Annotated in this window: 12 protein-coding genes and 1 CRISPR repeat array (1 of these 13 only partly in view); all 12 genes read right to left on the reverse strand. The window is 67.4% G+C overall.

Annotated elements, in window-relative coordinates:
- Positions 1-3,518: direct repeats of the CRISPR family, unit length 31 nt; unit sequence GTTTCAATCCACGCCCCCGCGAGGGGGCGAC (it extends 9,774 nt beyond the left edge of the window).
- A gap of 260 nt (positions 3,519-3,778) precedes the next feature.
- Positions 3,779-4,069, reverse strand: coding sequence for a CRISPR-associated endonuclease Cas2 (cas2, locus tag ACZ5KV_RS04755; protein WP_464241201.1), 291 nt, complete (start codon positions 4,067-4,069; stop codon positions 3,779-3,781).
- Positions 4,070-4,071: 2 nt separating this feature from the next.
- On the reverse strand, positions 4,072-5,103 hold the full coding sequence (gene cas1c / locus ACZ5KV_RS04760; RefSeq protein ID WP_464241202.1) for a type I-C CRISPR-associated endonuclease Cas1c: 1,032 nt from the start codon (positions 5,101-5,103) through the stop codon (positions 4,072-4,074).
- Entirely contained in the window at positions 5,103-5,819 is a 717-nt protein-coding gene (cas4, locus tag ACZ5KV_RS04765) for a CRISPR-associated protein Cas4 (protein WP_464241203.1), read from the reverse strand. The genes cas1c and cas4 overlap by 1 nt, the downstream gene beginning before the upstream one ends.
- A 12-nt stretch (positions 5,820-5,831) precedes the next feature.
- The gene (gene cas7c, locus ACZ5KV_RS04770; RefSeq protein WP_464241204.1) at positions 5,832-6,698 is read right to left on the reverse strand and encodes a type I-C CRISPR-associated protein Cas7/Csd2; all 867 of its coding nucleotides are present in this window, start codon (positions 6,696-6,698) and stop codon (positions 5,832-5,834) included.
- A gap of 17 nt (positions 6,699-6,715) precedes the next feature.
- Positions 6,716-8,503: a type I-C CRISPR-associated protein Cas8c/Csd1 gene (gene cas8c / locus ACZ5KV_RS04775; RefSeq protein ID WP_464241205.1), complete on the reverse strand. Its 1,788-nt coding sequence runs from the start codon at positions 8,501-8,503 to the stop codon at positions 6,716-6,718.
- Positions 8,500-9,165, reverse strand: a complete 666-nt coding sequence (gene cas5c / locus ACZ5KV_RS04780) for a type I-C CRISPR-associated protein Cas5c (RefSeq protein ID WP_464241206.1) — start codon at positions 9,163-9,165, stop codon at positions 8,500-8,502. The genes cas8c and cas5c overlap by 4 nt, the downstream gene beginning before the upstream one ends.
- A gap of 19 nt (positions 9,166-9,184) precedes the next feature.
- A complete protein-coding gene (locus ACZ5KV_RS04785; RefSeq protein WP_464241207.1) occupies positions 9,185-11,431 on the reverse strand; it encodes a CRISPR-associated endonuclease Cas3'' in 2,247 nt (748 codons plus the stop codon).
- 788 nt (positions 11,432-12,219) lie between these two features.
- Positions 12,220-12,867: a potassium channel family protein gene (locus tag ACZ5KV_RS04790; RefSeq protein WP_464241208.1), complete on the reverse strand. Its 648-nt coding sequence runs from the start codon at positions 12,865-12,867 to the stop codon at positions 12,220-12,222.
- Positions 12,868-12,876: 9 nt separating this feature from the next.
- Positions 12,877-14,232 (reverse strand): TrkH family potassium uptake protein, encoded by a 1,356-nt coding sequence (locus ACZ5KV_RS04795; RefSeq protein WP_464241209.1) that lies wholly within the window; start codon positions 14,230-14,232, stop codon positions 12,877-12,879.
- Positions 14,233-14,234: 2 nt separating this feature from the next.
- Positions 14,235-15,734, reverse strand: coding sequence for a TrkH family potassium uptake protein (locus tag ACZ5KV_RS04800; RefSeq protein ID WP_464241210.1), 1,500 nt, complete (start codon positions 15,732-15,734; stop codon positions 14,235-14,237).
- The gene (locus ACZ5KV_RS04805; protein ID WP_464241211.1) at positions 15,731-16,411 is read right to left on the reverse strand and encodes a potassium channel family protein; all 681 of its coding nucleotides are present in this window, start codon (positions 16,409-16,411) and stop codon (positions 15,731-15,733) included. The genes ACZ5KV_RS04800 and ACZ5KV_RS04805 overlap by 4 nt, the downstream gene beginning before the upstream one ends.
- Complete coding sequence (locus tag ACZ5KV_RS04810; RefSeq protein WP_464241212.1) at positions 16,411-16,857, reverse strand: potassium channel family protein; 447 nt, start codon at positions 16,855-16,857, stop codon at positions 16,411-16,413. The genes ACZ5KV_RS04805 and ACZ5KV_RS04810 overlap by 1 nt, the downstream gene beginning before the upstream one ends.
- Positions 16,858-16,860 lie beyond the last annotated feature (3 nt).

A 16,860-nucleotide genomic window follows, 5' to 3' on the forward strand; every position in this document is an offset into this window, starting at 1 on the left:
GCGAGGGGGCGACTGACGTGCTGTGGGTACGGGAGCCGTGGTTCCACGTTTCAATCCACGCCCCCGCGAGGGGGCGACACGACATTGGGTGTGAAATTGCCAACGATTTGCCGTTTCAATCCACGCCCCCGCGAGGGGGCGACGAGCGGATTGCGGGCGACGGCTAGGCCGGGCGCAGGTTTCAATCCACGCCCCCGCGAGGGGGCGACCGGGCTGGCCGCCGACACCCTGCTGATGGGCAAGGTTTCAATCCACGCCCCCGCGAGGGGGCGACCGACGCGACCCGGGCGGCTCTGTGCGCCACCCGTGTTTCAATCCACGCCCCCGCGAGGGGGCGACCGTACAGCGCGCAGCCCTCGCCCCTGCACGGTTTGTTTCAATCCACGCCCCCGCGAGGGGGCGACACGTACAGAGCTGGCCTGCCGAGCTTTAGAAATGTTTCAATCCACGCCCCCGCGAGGGGGCGACCACTTTATCGGGCTGAATCAGCGGGCGCCGGATGTTTCAATCCACGCCCCCGCGAGGGGGCGACTCGCCAGTTTCACGGCCGCGCCCATGGTGCAACCGTTTCAATCCACGCCCCCGCGAGGGGGCGACGAGGCTGCCGTGGCGGGCGGCGGGCGGCAGCTCGTTTCAATCCACGCCCCCGCGAGGGGGCGACGACGACGATAGACGACGTGACACCAGGGGGCGTGTTTCAATCCACGCCCCCGCGAGGGGGCGACGTGGATCCCTGGGAGCCGCAGGCATTCGTCCAGGTTTCAATCCACGCCCCCGCGAGGGGGCGACGTGCTGGACGCGGCGGCGTACGCGGCGGAGCGGGTTTCAATCCACGCCCCCGCGAGGGGGCGACGGGAGGAGACGATGCACGATTTGCAGGAGTTGACGTTTCAATCCACGCCCCCGCGAGGGGGCGACGGCCTGGTGGGGCGTGGAGACGGCCTGTGTGGCCGGTTTCAATCCACGCCCCCGCGAGGGGGCGACGGGTGCTGCTGGTGCACCTGCGGCGGGAGGTGCGGTTTCAATCCACGCCCCCGCGAGGGGGCGACAGGCAGCTGCTCCATTCCCCTGATCAGGGTGCGGTTTCAATCCACGCCCCCGCGAGGGGGCGACGGCACGGCACCTGGGCGGGGCCGTGGTGCCGCGGGTTTCAATCCACGCCCCCGCGAGGGGGCGACGACGTAGGCGCTATGAGCCCTGGCGGCGGCGAAGTTTCAATCCACGCCCCCGCGAGGGGGCGACTTCCAGCCTCTCGACGAGCAGCCCCGTGCGCTCCTCGTTTCAATCCACGCCCCCGCGAGGGGGCGACTCACGGACGTGACCATCAACGACAACCCCGCTTCGTTTCAATCCACGCCCCCGCGAGGGGGCGACGCAATGCACGGCCGTGCCGCGCTGGATGTGCGCGTTTCAATCCACGCCCCCGCGAGGGGGCGACCGGGGGACGGGGCGCGGGCCCTGGCGGAGGCGAAGTTTCAATCCACGCCCCCGCGAGGGGGCGACCCTGCCCGGCCATGGTGTCCTCGGCCCGGGCCGTGTTTCAATCCACGCCCCCGCGAGGGGGCGACCAATCTTTTGGACACCAATCATGGGCCGCACTGTGTTTCAATCCACGCCCCCGCGAGGGGGCGACGCGCTTGGCCGCGTCAACGTCCCGGGGGTGGCTGTTTCAATCCACGCCCCCGCGAGGGGGCGACGGCCATGGCGCACAGCTTGCGTACCTGCCGCTCGTTTCAATCCACGCCCCCGCGAGGGGGCGACCACTAGGCATACAGCGCCCCCCCGCCCATGAACGGTTTCAATCCACGCCCCCGCGAGGGGGCGACTCTCCGCCCTCGTCTGGCAGGCCGAGCAGGCCAAAGTTTCAATCCACGCCCCCGCGAGGGGGCGACGGTGCTGCTGGTGCACCTGCGGCGGGAGGTGCGGGTTTCAATCCACGCCCCCGCGAGGGGGCGACGCGTACTCGTCCAGGTAGAGGGCGGCGGCGGCGGCGTTTCAATCCACGCCCCCGCGAGGGGGCGACGCACGTTGCAGGAGGAGCACGCCCACGAGCTGGAGTTTCAATCCACGCCCCCGCGAGGGGGCGACCCACCTCCCGGCCCGCCAGCCAGGCCCGTACGTCGTTTCAATCCACGCCCCCGCGAGGGGGCGACCGCACGTTGCAGGAGGAGCACGCCCACGAGCTGGAGTTTCAATCCACGCCCCCGCGAGGGGGCGACGTGGCCGCCCGGCTGTAGGAGGGACGCGATGCGCATGTTTCAATCCACGCCCCCGCGAGGGGGCGACGGTTGTGAACCCTGATGCCGCGTTGCGCCTGATTGTTTCAATCCACGCCCCCGCGAGGGGGCGACCGCCTCCTGCCAGAACGTCGCGGCGAACCGGAGGTTTCAATCCACGCCCCCGCGAGGGGGCGACCAGGCAAGCAGCGTTGTTCCCGCTCCTGCAAAAGTTTCAATCCACGCCCCCGCGAGGGGGCGACAGGACGAGGACCGGGCGGGCAACCACAAGCAGCAGTTTCAATCCACGCCCCCGCGAGGGGGCGACACCGCATGGTCATTTGGATGGTCGCGTGCCCAAGTTTCAATCCACGCCCCCGCGAGGGGGCGACCGTCGGCGGCGGCGTACACGGCGGCGCCCACGGCGTTTCAATCCACGCCCCCGCGAGGGGGCGACCCTCTGTGAGCAGCAGCGTCGTCGCCCGGTACTCGTTTCAATCCACGCCCCCGCGAGGGGGCGACCGACATCGTTGACCGCCTCATCGAGAGGTACAGGTTTCAATCCACGCCCCCGCGAGGGGGCGACAGGCGCGCATCCTGGCCCTAGCGGACGAGCGGCCCGTTTCAATCCACGCCCCCGCGAGGGGGCGACACGCCCCGCGCTCCACCACGCCCATCTGGTTGAGGTTTCAATCCACGCCCCCGCGAGGGGGCGACACCCGGTCGATGTACTCGGTGGGCACGTCCTCGTGGTTTCAATCCACGCCCCCGCGAGGGGGCGACCTGGGCGGGCGAAGCCCCGCCCCGCCCGCCCAGGTTTCAATCCACGCCCCCGCGAGGGGGCGACCTGGCGCTGGCCAGGGGCAAGGAGGAGCGGATGCAGTTTCAATCCACGCCCCCGCGAGGGGGCGACACTCCCGCATCCGCTGCTCCCGCTTGGTGAGCACGTTTCAATCCACGCCCCCGCGAGGGGGCGACCCCGGCGCCCCTGCTCCAGGTCCTCCCCGGCCACGTTTCAATCCACGCCCCCGCGAGGGGGCGACGCGGCGGGCGGCCTCGGCCCGGGTCGAGCGGGCCGTTTCAATCCACGCCCCCGCGAGGGGGCGACCCGCCCCTCGTCCCGGTCCATGTGCCGCGCCACGTTTCAATCCACGCCCCCGCGAGGGGGCGACCAGGTTCCGTCCCCAGGCCCGCACCACGAACCAGTTTCAATCCACGCCCCCGCGAGGGGGCGACGTCGTCACGGGCTTGCCCGTGTATGCCAGGATCGAGTTTCAATCCACGCCCCCGCGAGGGGGCGACTGCCCGGCTTCTACCGACCGGGGTTTCTGGCTTTTTCAAGGCGCTGGCGCGAACGCACGGAGGCGGCGTATATTCTTTTTCCGCCAACGCGCCATTAACGATGCAACACTTTGAATTTATTTGGTTTAATTTCAGCGCGAACCTCACGGGATTTTGCAGGACGCTAGGGGTTCGCGCGGGGTCACCGCCCCATGCACTTTCGCCCGCCTCTCGCCTTTCATCCACGCCCGCGCTTCCCATCCCACGTTTCTCCCGCCTGTTCACACTACCAGCGGCCCATCCAAATCCACCGGTTCCTTGATTCCCACATGCTCCACACGGCGCTTCCCCTCGCGGCCCAGGCGGTAAAATCGCAGGCTGTCACGTTGCGGGTCCATGGCCGCGATCAGCTTGTGGCGCAATGCCTCCCATTGTGCCGGGTCCACCTCACACTCGAAGACCGAGAACTGCACACGCTGCCCGTAGTCCAGGCACAACTTGGCCATTCGCCGCAGTCGCGCCCGCCCCGCGCGGTCTTCGGTGTTCACGTCGTAAGTCACAAGCATCAGCACACCTATCTCCACAAAAACGGCGGGTAACCGTCCATCTCGCCGCGCAGGTGCCGCGCCAGCAGCAGGGCCTGCACGTGCGGTAGCAACCCCACCGCGACCTTCTCGTCGAGGAACGGATGCATGACCTCCTCCTGTTTGCGCTTCTGCCACGCCACGAGCACCTGTTTCCGGGCCTCGTCTGTCAGCAGCACTCCGCCGGTACCGCCGCGCGTAAAGTCGTCGGGCCGCACCTGTTTACGGTTGATGAGCGACAGCACCAGCCGGTCGGCCAGCCAGGGGCGGAATTCTTCCATCACGTCCAAAGCCAGGCTCGGCCGTCCCGGCCTGTCGCGGTGCAAAAAACCCACCTGCGGGTCCAGCCCCACGGCCTCCAGGGCCGAACGCACATCGTGAGCCAACAGGGTGTAGAGAAAAGACAAGAGGCAGTTCACGGCGTCCAGAGGCGGACGGCGGCTGCGAGTGGTGAAGCCAAAGGCCGGGTCATCCACGCGCACCAACTGGCCGAAGACACCGAAATAGGCCGCCGCCGCCTCACCCTCGATACCGCGCACGGAGTCGTCCGTGGCCGCACGGGCGGCTCGCTCGGCCATGTCCGTGAAGCCCCGGGCCACGGCCTCCAGGGGCGCGGCGTCCATGTCGGCCCCGTGGTCGCGCAGGGCGCGGCGCACCACGGCCCGGCAGTTGAGCAGCTTGCCCTGCACAAAGCAGCGCGCCAGTCCGGCGCGGCCCGGGGCGCTGTCGGCCCGGCGATACTGCTCGCGGCGCAGCAGCACGTTGCCCGACACCGGCCCGCGCACGCTGGCCAGGAACCGTCCGTGCTCGCTCAGAAAGCTCACGCCCACGTCCGCTTCGGCGCAGGCACCCAAAAGCGCCGGGCTGGCGCTGACCTGCCCGAAACAAACCACGCCCCCCAGGCCGTGCAACGGCACGCGCAGGCGCGTTTCGTGCTCCACCCGCACGGCCACGGCCTCTCCGTCCTTAGCCAGGTAGGCCCCCTGGGCGGTCACATACAGCGTGTTCAGCAGCCTGCGCATCAATCCTCCTGCGGCTTTTGCCCTGGCCGGGTCCGCCGGGCCCGGCCCTGCGGCGAAGGCTCGGGCGGCGCGCCCCCGGCTTGCTCGTCGCCGGGCGGCTCGTCGTGCCGGGCCCGCGCCAGATAGCGCGCCACGCTGCGCCGCCCCCGGCCCAGGGCCCGGGCGCGGCACAGGTTGTCCATGGAGCACAGGCGGCAATGCGGACCGAATTCCGGCAAGGGTGTGACCCCGGCATCCAGCAGTGCGTGCAGCGCAAGGGCCAGCTCGCGCACCCGTCCGCGCAGGGCCTCGCCCAGGGGCACCTCCTCGCGGCGGCGCGTGGTGGCGTAGAACAGCGCGCCCACGGGCACGGAGCGCCCGGTCATCTCTTCGATGCACAGGGCCTGGGCGCAGAGCTGCACGCGGTCGGCGTCGTGCTTCTTGGGGCGCCCGAGCTTGTACTCCACGGGGCAGGGCCCGGCGGCGGTGAACTCCACGGCATCGGCCCGGCCCGCCAGCCCCAGGGCCAGGGAGCGCAGGGGCAGCCCGAACTCCGTGGGCACGCCCCTGCGCCGCTCCATGCCCGGCGTATCCACCCGCTCGTGCAGCAGCCGCCCGCGCACCGTGTACAGGTTCTCGTCCCAGGCCTGCTCAAGGTGGATGAGCGCGCACTGGCGCGGACAGAAGGCCAGATGCTGCAAGGCCGAGATGGGCAGCAGGTCGGCCTCGGAGTACACCCCGGTCCCCTCTTACAGTCGCCGGGTGACTTTGACCCCGGCGGGCGCCCCGGCCTCGTCCACGGTTATGGCGTAGTCCTCGAAAGCCCGGGCCGGGGTCGCGGAATCAGTGACCCGCGCGGCCTTGACCAACTCGAAGAGCTTATGAGCCGGAGCATTGCCCAGGGCGCTTTCGTGCTCGAAGACGATAAGTGCGCGCGAGGCCATTTTGCCGCGCGCGGCGGAGTGGTCGTGCTCGAACATGCTTTCCAGGGCCTGCCAGAGCAGTTCCAGATCGTCGGGGCAGAACCCGGTCTGCGCCGCCAGGTGAGCCGAAATGAAGCCTTCGGCGCGGTACAGGCCGTAAGGCACGATGGATTTGCGGCCCATGGTCCGGTTGTCGCCGCCCTGCTCGGCGGCCTCGCGCTCGGTGGCCACGGCCATGCGCGTGATGGACACGTCCAGCGGCACCACAGGGTCCACACTACGGGCAAAGGCGAGCTGCACCGGGCCGCGCACCTGGCCGCAGTTGAATTCCTTGAGGGACATAACGGCTCCGAAGGTCCGCACGTCGAAGAAGTTCCGACACATCCAGGCCCGAGCCTGGGCCGTCTTGTCGGCCTTCTTGTCCACCTCACCCAAAGCCTCGTGGGCTCGCTGCTGCTGAGCGGTCAGCACGGCCTTTTCGCGCACATAGATCTCGTAGGGCGCGGCGTTGCCCTTGGCCAGTTCCACGTAATTCCTGACCTTGCGCTTCAGGCACACGTCGGTGACCAACCCCCGGCTGGTTTCGGGATCCAGGCGCGGCAGATTGCCCGCGTCGGGATCACCGTTGGGGTTGCCGTTCTCCACGTCGAAAAAGAGCACGAATTCATAACGGTTCTTGATGGGCTCGGGCATGGAATCATCCTCCTTGATTACGCGGCGTCGTCGGGGTTGGTGGTCTGGTCGTCGGTTTCGGCCTTGCGCCACAGGGCGTTGCGTTGCTGGTAATAGCCCAGGGCGAACTCGCCCTGGGCTGCCACGGACAGGTGCGCCGGGAATGCGGACAGGTCTTCCATGATCTCGCCCAGGCGCTTGTCGGAAACGTAGCCGTACTTGGCCTTGGCGATATGGTGCTGGGCCAGCTTGATGAGCTTGGGGAAAACCGCCCGGGGCGTGGCGGAGGCCGCGCCGTAGAAGCGATCCTTGATGGTGGCGTTGATGCCCGGCAGGGCGTCCTGCTGGGCCTTTTCCAGCACGGCGAACAGTCGCCCCAGACGATAGCCGATGTTCGCTTTTGCGGTATCCAGAGTCATGCCGACCTCCTTGTGTTGCGCGTCCTGGGCGCGGGTAAAATAGGCCTTGAGCAGCGCGGCGCGCAGGTAGGAAACCTCGTGATCCGCGCGGATGCGTTCGATGATCGTGGTCAGCAGGCTGTGCGGATAGGGCCGCCCTGCGAGGATGGCGCGCATGATGGCCCCGCCCAGCACCGGCGGGATATTCTCGGTCTTGCGCAGCGGCGCCAGCTCGATGAGCAGTTGCCACAGGCCCGGGAACTCGGGCTCGCGCTCCGAGCGGCGCTCCATGGCCAGGGCGCGGAAGTGCCGCCCCAGGCGCCGTCCCATCTCGCCTACGGACGTGGCTTCGAAGAAGCGCACCGCTAAGCGCGCCGCGTTGGGTGCCAGGCCCAGCACGTAGAAGCCCACGGCGGCATCGCCCAACTCGGCGGGGTTCTTGCCGTCGCGGATGGCCTCCAGGGCCGCCCGCACCTTCTGCGCGGTTCCGCCGTCCTCCGCCGGGGCGCCTTCGGCCGCGTCGTCGTCCATCCGGGCGCCCAGGAACAGGCCGAACAGCTCTTCCATCCCTGCGGGCGCCTCGGTCCAGAAGACCGTGGTGGCGTCGCCGATCTGCACCGTGCGGCGGCTGCCCCGGCGCAACAGGCGGTTCAGAGCAGTGGAATAGGCAAAGGTCGCGGACTCGGAAACAGGCGCGTTGAAGTTCTGCTCCTTGCCATGGGACGTAAAGGCATCGCAGTTGAAGGACACCAACGCCGCCCCCGAAGACTGGGCGCCACGCACCCCCTTGATGGAAGGGTGCAACCGGGCCACGGCCCCGCGTTGCCCGGTGATCAGGCAAAACGCGGTCTCGCCTTCGCCTGCCCCGACGCCCAGAGCCTCCCAGGCCGCGCGAGCTGCCGGGCGCTCATGCACATAGCCCCGCTCACCATCCAGGCGAAAGATCACGTTCCAACCCGCCACATCCTCCCAGGGCTGGAAGGCACCAATGACCTCGGCGGCCCGCTCGGGCTCCCAGGCCGCCAAAAAGGCGCGCACGGAGGCCAGCCCGGCGTCCTGCACGGCCATAGCGGGAGCCTGCGGCCCGACGGTGGCGCGGTGGACGAGGTCGCGGAAGGCCTGGAAGCATTCCAGGGCTCGATCGGGTTTGCCCTTGGCGTCCGCCCCAAGCACGTAGCCGGTGTTGTCCCACAGGAAATTCGGGGCCACAGCCACAGTACGCTTCACCGCAGCCGGAACGAACATTTCCTGGGGCAGCCGTTTCTTACCTTGCGCGCGGCGCAGGTCCTCCACGGCCAACAGTTTCCCTTGGGGTGACAGCACCAGGGCGAAGTGCATCTTTTCGTTGCTGTACCCGGGCCGGGGTACGTCCTGATCCGGGTCATCGGCCAAGCGCTGATAATAGGCGTACAAAGCTTGCAGGATCATGCGCGCACCTCCACCGACTCCAAAGGCGGCACGTCTATGACGCCATCGCTCATGCGCGCACGGAAGAAACGGGCCTCGCGCTCGCCGTCCTGACCATAGACCAGGTCGTGCAGCATCCAGCCCAGGTCGCGCTGGCCGAGCAGGGCGTCGTCGGGCTGCGGGGGCGCGCCATCCAGGGGTTCAAAGCAGGCCGGAAATTCGCGGCAGCCCAGGTAGGGCCCATGGAAGCACTGGCCCTTGGCCGCGCGACGCAGGAACATTTCGCGGTGCTTGGCGCTGTTGCGTCCGTCCGCGTCGCGGGCCTCGAAATGAGCGTCAATGACGTAGCACACATCGCGCAGCAGCAGGGTGGCCCGCTGCTGGCGCGCATCCTCGACAACGATCTCCACCGGGCTCACGCCGTCGCGCATGGCCTTGGTCACGTTGCCCAGGGGCAACTTGTGCCCCACCTCATTGCGCCGCACGGTATCGAAACGAATGGGGCTGAGGACACGGATGCGGTCCACCACCCAGGCGATGGCCGGCTTCCAGTAGATGGCCTCCAGCAGCCCGCGTGCCGCCGAGGGCGTAATCACGTCGTAGCTCACGCGCTCGGATTTGAACTCGGGCCGGGTGAAGCAAGCATACTCCCCCCAGACCTTGAGGCTCACGCCGTAGGACATGGGCACCTCCTTCGGGTTTTCATACCGTCAACTCCTCCGCATCCCAAACCGCCGGGTCGTCCAGGCACAACCCCAGGTCATCGCGGTACAGGCCTATGTTTTCCAGCACGGCACACTCCGGGGTCACCAGCCGGGCCGCGCCAGCGGCCAGGAGCGCGTCGCGCGCCCGGGGCGGCAGGGTCACGATGTAGCGTTGCAGCCGTCGCAACAACCGGGCCGGGAACTCGGCGTATTCCAGTTCCCGCACGACGGCCCGCGCGGTATCGTCCCAAGGGATCACGACGGGAACTGAATATTCATCAACAATTTTCACGGCCTTTGCAATCTCCGGGAACGGAAAATCCTGGCTGCCGCCACCCTCTTCAATGCGCGCCAGGATCTGTTCCCGGTCCAGCCATTCGCCTTCGCGCCAGTACAATTCCTGAAAATAGGCCCGCGTGGCGGCCAGGGCCAGCGGGTCCGCGCCATGGCGGCGCAGGGTGGTTCGCGCCGCCTCCACGGGCCGTGTCAAAAACGACGGCGGTTTTCCCGTCGGCGAAAGCCCGCCCCCGGGGGCAAACAGAAAAACATCGCCCCAGGGCAACCGGCCCTCGCGGTTGCAGCGCCCGGCGGCCTGCGCCAGGGAATCCAGCCCGGCCAAGGCCCGGTACACCACCGGAAGGTCCAAATCGACCCCCGCCTCAACCAACTGCGTCGAGACAACCCGGCACGGCAGACGGTCCAATAGCCGTTGCCGGATGCGCCCCAACTGCCGGGAGCGGTGTGCCGGGCACATGCTGGCCGAAAGGTGGAAAAATCCGTTTTCCCAAGCGGAACTTTCGGCGTTGTCTCCGTCCCGCTGCCCGGCCAGGAGCGTATAGACCCGCCGGGCCTGGGCCCGGGTGTTCAGGATACACAGCACTTGATCATGGCCCGCCAAGCGGGCGGCCAGCGCCGCATCGTCCAGGGAGCCCAGGTCCGTCACTCGGGTACGGCGCAACCGGGCGTAAAGCTCTTCGGGCTCCGGGGCGATTTCGCGTACCCCGTCCAGGCCATCCGGCAGTTCCCCCTTGTTCAGGGCGGGCTGAGTGGCCGTGCAGAGCACCGCGCTCGTGCCGTAATTGGTGCAAAGTTCGCGCAGGGCCTCCAGGCAGGGCCGCAGGTACTCCGTGGGCAGCATCTGGGCTTCATCCAGGACCACCACGGAACGGGCGATGTTGTGCAGCTTGCGGCAGGCCGAGCGTCTGGACGCGAACAGGGACTCGAAGAACTGCACGCTGGTGGTGACGACCACGGGCGCATCCCAGTTCTCCACGGCCAACCGGGCGCGGCGGGTTTCCTGACCTTCGTCGGCCTCGTCGGGCCATTCGAAGTTGGAATGGTGTTCCAGCACCGCTTCCGGCCCCAGGTCGCCCAGCGCCATGCGGAAGACCGCCGCGTTCTGTTCGATGATATTGGTATAGGGAATGACGTAGATGACACGGCGCAGGCCATGGGTCAGGGCATGGTTCAGGGCGAAGCTCAGGGAGGCCAGGGTCTTGCCGCCGCCGGTGGGCACCGTCAGGGAAAACAAGCCGGGAGCCTGCGCGGCCCGCTCGCCGCATGCCGCCAGAACTTCGGCCCGCAGGGCGTTCACCGCCGTAGGCTGTGCGTCGGCGGCCAGCACGGCCATATGCGCGGCCAGCCGCTGGCGCAGATCCGGCAAAGCCGGATACCCGCTGCGCCACGCGGCCCGGTTCGGGTCCATGAACGCTTCGGTACACAACGAATCGGCGTCCACCAGGCAGGAAAACAGCATCCGGATGAAAAACATGAGCTGGAATCCGACGGTCCGCCTGCGCAGGGCCAGCGGCAGCCCCGGCAGAGCCGCCAACAGGGTTTCCGCTTCGGGCGACAGGGCCACGCCAGGTGGCACAGACTTTTGCAATCGCCGAGGAAGATCGGTCACCCCGTCGGGCAGGCCGCTGTGATGCCCGGCGACCGCATAGGCCAGCAGCTTGCCCAGAATCTTGGGGCCATGGCGCTCGGCGAGCACCGCCCCGGCGGAGGAATGATCCGGCCCGCGTTTTGGCCCGCACCCGGCGGCGCTGGCCCGCAGATACTCCTGCACCCCGGCCCCGGCCTTGCCGATGTCGTGCAGCAGCGCGGCGGCCTCGCCCCAGGGCTGCGCTCCGAAGGCGGCGGCGAACGCTCCCGCGCGTTCCGCCACGGCGCGCAGGTGGGCGTCCAGAGGCTCCCATTCCGATTCGGGCCTGTTCGGGAGGGTATGGGCGTAGTGCATGGACATGCATATATCTTCTGACGCATATAAGTAAATTATAAAACGCCAAGCCTGCGGTTACCGCAACATGGACTTCTTCATGCTCGGGATCATGGACATTCACGAGGTCAAAGACGCCTCAACCGGATGAACCCAAAAAAACCGGGGAGGTCGCACTCCGGCCTCAGCAATGCCGAAGGTTTTGCTATGCCGTGACGGGTCGACGACTTCACCCGCTCCCCGCCCGCCATCGGAAACGCTATTGCTCTTTGAATCAATATACAATTTCATTACACTGCGACACACAGCCTTTCATCCCGGCCAAGCCCACGCAAAAGGCCCCCGGCAACAGCAATGCCGGGGGCCTCTCTTTATGGCATGATACGGGCCGACACATGCTGTCGGAGAAAAAATAAAGGTGTACACTGAAATCTCCAAAACGATTTGAAATCACGTGACGGAGATTTCGGTCAATTTCTTAGAAGATGTGCGCCGAAAAACAAGGCTCCAAAGGAAACGACTCAAAGGCTAAAATATAAAGTTACGTACTCAAGGTTCGAGCAATACTCAATCCATGCCTGTGCACGTCCGATGCGCCACACCAACAGCGATTACATCCGGCCCACTCTATTTTTTACGAACCATCTGCATTCTGAGAACGAAAACGGAGCCGATAGTTGCCCTGAAAGGTGCCAAAGGCAATGCGATTCCTGTCCGTCTTCGGTGTCGATATGCGGAGTCGTCTGGCCCCCCCCCTGGCCGCCCGGCCTGGGCGGCGGGCATTTCGGGAATCCGGGCGGCCCGCCCCTCCTCCACTAGGTTCTCTTCAACCGATCAATGTCCTGGGTCATGCCCAGGATGAGCAGCACGTCGTCGGCCTTGATGGATGCGTCGGCGGAGGGGACCAATTCGATGCCGGAAGGGCGGCGGATGCCGATGACGAAGACGTTGTGATTGGCGCGCAGGTTCAGCTCGGCCAGGCTGTGCCCGATGAAGCCGGGCGGGGGCGTGATCTGGACGAGGCTGAAGTCCTCCTCCAGGGGGATGAAATCCAGTACGTTGGGCGTGGACAGGCCGCGGGCGACCTTCTTGGCCATGTCCTTTTCGGGGTTCATGGTGTCCGTGGCGCCGACGAGCTTCAGAATCTTGGCGTGGTCGTCGTCCAGGGCCTTGACCAGGACCTTGCGCACCCCGAGCTCGCGCATGTGCAGGCTGAGCAGGATGCTCGTGCTGATGCTCGTTCCGGTGCTGATGACCACGGTGTCCATGTGCTGCAGGCCGAGCTGGGCGAGCTTCTCGCGGTCCCTGGCGTCCAGCAGGATGGCCTCCGTGCAGTAGGGGGCTATCTGGTCCACCTGGTTCTTGTCGTTGTCTATGGCCACGACCTCGTTGCCTTCCTCGTACAGCGACTTGGCGATCTGGAAACCGAACTTGCCGAGGCCGATGACGGCGAAGCGCTTCATTGGCTCCTCCTATCCGATCATGACGCTTTCCTCGGCCAGCTCGAAGCCCCGGTTGGGCTTCGCCCCCGCGACGAGGTAGGCGAACGTGAAAACACCGACGCGCCCGATGAACATCATCAGGATGACGATTCCTTTGCCCCAGGCGTTCAGTTCCCCGGTGGCCCCCATGGACAGCCCGACGGTTCCGAAAGCCGACACGAGTTCGAAGAGGTAGGCCAGGAAGCGCTCGTGGCCGACGCCGACGGCCTCGTGCCCCGAGGTGAAGAGCAGCAGCAGGAACAAGCCGAAGATGAGGCTCGCCGACAGGGCCACCAGGGCCAGGGCCCGGCTCACTGTCTCGTGGGGAAGGCTCCTGTGGAACAGGTTGACCCGCACCCTGCGGCGGATGCGGCCCAGCGCGAAGGCGCCGAGGACCGCCAGGGTCGTGGTTTTGATCCCGCCGCCGCAGGAGCCCGGCGAGGCCCCGACGAACATCAGGAAAAAGACGAAGCACAGCGTGGCGCTGGTCAGCCCGCCGATGTCCACCGTGTTGAAGCCCGCCGTGCGGCAGGTCACGGACTGGAACACCGAGGCGAGCAGCGCCTCGCCCGGCCCCAGGCCGCGCAGGGCGTTGTCGCGCTCGCCCAGCCAGAACAGCAGCGTCCCGGCCACGATGAGCATCGCGGTGGTCCACAAAACCACCCGGGTCTGCACGGCGAGTCTCGACCGGCGCCCCTTCAGCGCCCGCTGGTACAGGTCGTACCCCACGGGAAATCCGAGGCCTCCGGTGACGATGAGGGCGCAGACCGTGACGTTCAGCAGCGCATCGCTGCGGTAGGCCATGAAGCTGTCCGGGAACAGGGAGAACCCGGCGTTGCAGAAGGCCGAGACGGAGTGGAACGCCGCCAGGTACATGGCCCGACCCGGGGCGTGGTGCTCGACGAAGACGTGGAACAACAGCGCCGTGCCGAGCAGCTCCGCCAGCGCCGTGAACACGAAGATCGAGCGGATGAGGCCCAGGATGTCCTCCCGGGGGGCATGGGAGAACGTGCCGTGCATGACCCGCAAGTGGGTGAACGGCAGGCTCTTGCCGAAGAGCTGGTAGATCATCACCGTGTAGGTCATGATGCCCAGGCCCCCGGCCTGGATGAGCCCCAGGATGACGCCCTGGCCGAGTCCGGTGAAGTGCGTCCCGGTGTCCACCACCACAAGCCCCGTGACGCAGATGGCCGAGGTTGCGGTGAACAGCGCATCGAGCAGGGAGATGCCTTCCTGTGTGGTCGCCGCCGGGATCATAAGCAGGGCCGTTCCTGCGGCGATGGCCGCCAGGAAACTGCCCAGGACGAGCGCCGCAGGCCCGAAATGGCGCGCCGTCTTCCTGCGCACGGTCAGTGCTCCGCCAGGGCCCGGACGATTCGGGGCGCGTCCCGGGCCACCTTGAACAGGGCCACGAATACCACGAACATCTCCAGCCGCCCCAGGAACATGCCCGCCGTTTCCACCCACAGGACTCCCGTCGGGGCTCCTGCCCCCGTGATCCCCACGGAAAGGCCAACGGTGCCCAGGGCCGAGGCGAATTCAAACAGGCAATCGCGCAGGGGATAGCCGTGCGCCGCCAGCACACAGACGCCCAGCGCCCACAGGGTCAGGTAGAAAACAAGGAAGATGCCGGTCTCGGCGATGCGTGGGGTGTCCATATATTCCGTGTTCCGGCCATGGCTGATGGTCAGGGGCTGCAGGGCCCCACGGGGCCGTGCCCTGCGGCGGATTTCCCAGATGACGGCGTTCAGCATCAAGACGGCACGGTACTGCTTCAGCCCTCCCGCCGTAGACCCGCTGCCCCCGCCCACGAGCATGAGCAGAATCAGGATATGCAGCCCCAGGGCGTTCCAGGCGCTGTAGCCCACGGTGTTGAATCCGGTTGTCGTGGCGGCGCTGGCCACCTCGAACAGGGCCACCCGCAGGGCCCTGGTCCACGGTGCGTAAAGATCCCCGACCACGAACAGCAGCACGCAGAGCCCACCCAGCAGGATGGAGACGATGGCGAAGCGCAGTTCGCTGTTGCGCCATACGGCCCGCAGCCTCCCGGTCAGCAGCAGGTGCGCCGTCAGGAAGTTGAGCGACCCCAGGATCATGAAGACCACAGTCACGCCCTCGACCACAGGGGAATCCCAGGCCCCGATGCTTTCGGGTCGCGTGGAGAAGCCTCCGGTGGAGATGACCGTGAAGGCGTGGTTCAGCGCGTCGAACCAGGACATGCCCGCCAGGGCGTAGGCCAGGGTGGCGGCGGCGGCGTAGCCGCAGTAGATCGTGACGACCAGGGCCGCGGACTTGCGCACGTGGGGCAGAAGTTGATCCGTGCGGCCCTCGGCCCCGGGCAGGCCGGTGCCCGCCGGTCCGGTGACCGCCGCGAGCATGATAATCGCGAGCCCCGCGCCACCGGTGCACTGCATGATGCTGCGCCACAGCAGCACGAGCCGGGGAGCCGTTGTCACGTCCACCACGGACAGGCCCGTGGTGGTCAGGCCGCTTACGGACTCGAACAACGCCTGGGTCGGCCCCAGGCCCAGGATGCCGACGAACGGCCAGGCCGCCCCGATGCAGGCTCCGGCCCACCCCAGGACGACGATGACGCCGCCCTCGGCGATGTCCAGGGCATGTGACATCCGGCCATGGAACGGCAGCCACAGGCCGAGCCCGGCGGCCAGGAGCCCACCCGCAGGGACAAGGAAGTGCGGCGTAAGCGCGGCTTCTTCCGGGAAGAACGGCAGGCCCGCGAGGGGCGCCAGCAGGAGCAGCCCGGTCAAGGCCCAGAGCAGCCCCGTGTAGGCCAGAATCACGCCGTAGCGGCGCACGACATCGCGCCGGAGCGGGCTGGTGCGGATCATGCGCGTCGCCCCTCGCCGGTCAGCACCCGGATGACCGCTGCGTGGTTGTCCGGCTGGGTCAGAACGGTGAGCCGATCCCCTGCCTCCAGCCGTGTGTCGCCGCCGGGGATGACGGGCCGCCCCTCGCGGATGATGCAGGCCACGAGACCGCCAACGGGCAGCCGGACCTCGGCCAGGGTCTTCCCGGCCACTGGCGAAGGCGCCTCCAGGACGATCTCGGTAAGGTTCACGCCCCCCTCGTCCAGGGGCACGAGGTTGAGCACGCTCTGGGTTTCGACCCGGCGTTCGATGATGGTAGCCAGCAGGTGGGTGAGGGTAAAGGCGCGGGTCACCCCGAGCCGCTGGAAGACGTCCACCATCTCGGGGTCGTTGACCAGGGCCACCGTGCGGGCGACCCCGAAAAGACGCAGCGCACTCTGGCAGATGACCAGATTGTCCTCGTCGCGCGGGGATATGGCCAGCACGACGCTCATGTCCTCGGCCCCGGCCTCGCGCAGCACGTCCGGGTTGCTGGGGTCGCCCACGATCACCAGGGCCTTGAGGCGCCGCGAGAGCGTCTTCCCCCCGGCGGCGTCCGGCGTGACGATGGTCACCTGATGCCCCTGGGAGATGAAGTCGCAGGCCAGGAAGAATATCCGGTGCCCCTCTCCGGCGATGAGTATGCGCAAAACGGGCATCAGCTTCCCTCCTTGTCTGCTCCGGCCATGGCCGCCAGGAACACGTCGCCCGCCACGGAAGCGGGGCTGACCATGGGCAGGCCGAGTTCGTCGCACAGCCCGGCGCGTCCGGATTCAAGCACCCGAGCCAGGACATTGCGCACGCCGAAAACCTCGCGCGCGGCCTGGGCCACCAGGATGTTCAAGTTGTCGTTGTCCGTACAGGCCAGGACCGCGTCCGCCTTGTCGAGCGCAAGGGTACGCAAGGTTTGGAATTCCGAGGCGTCGGCCTCGACGCTGTAGCCGCTGAACTCGCCGCTGAGCGCGCCGAAGGCCTGAGGATTGCGATCCGCGACGATGACGTAGCGGCCCTTTGCGGACAGATTGTTGGCCACGTAGGAGCCCAGGCGGCCACAGCCGACGACAACCACGGTCAGGCTGCGTCCGAACGGGGAATGATGGGTCATGGT

This window comes from Desulfocurvus thunnarius, from assembly GCF_055390965.1.